Annotated in this window: 1 pseudogene; it reads right to left on the reverse strand. The window is 63.3% G+C overall.

Annotated features, from left to right (window positions below):
- Nucleotides 1-463, reverse strand: a pseudogene (locus QMX89_RS22695) (toxin); the annotation flags it as partial.

A 463-nucleotide genomic window follows, 5' to 3' on the forward strand; every position in this document is an offset into this window, starting at 1 on the left:
AGCACGCGGACGTACCACAGCTTGGCTTCGTTCAAGGCGTCCGGGGTCAACTGGCGGTAGGCGCTGTCGCCGCGGTCGATCAGGTTCTTGATGAAGTGGTTGTACACGGCCTTGCGGTAGTGCACCGGGTTGTCGCTGGCGATGCCGTCCGGATCGATCGGCGCGCGGGTGGAGCGTTCGCGGCTGATTTCGTCCACCAGCGGGCGCACGTTCCAGTAGTCCGGGCGGCCGCTGCTGTCGCTGCGACGAGTCGGATCGAAGATGAAACTGAGCCAGTACTCGGCGTCGCTGAACTGCTGCTCGCTGTTGAGGCGATGGCTGATCAGGAACGGCAGGTGGAAGAACAGCTCCCAGAAGTAGAGGCCGTTGGCGCCCTTGAAGTCCATGAACGGCTGATTGCCGGACTCGGCCAATGCCGGCTCGGGTAGGTGCTGGGTTTCCCAGGACAGCAGGTTTTCCAGGG

This window comes from Pseudomonas sp. PS01301 (assembly GCF_029960215.1).
GTDB lineage: Bacteria > Pseudomonadota > Gammaproteobacteria > Pseudomonadales > Pseudomonadaceae > Aquipseudomonas > Aquipseudomonas coleopterorum.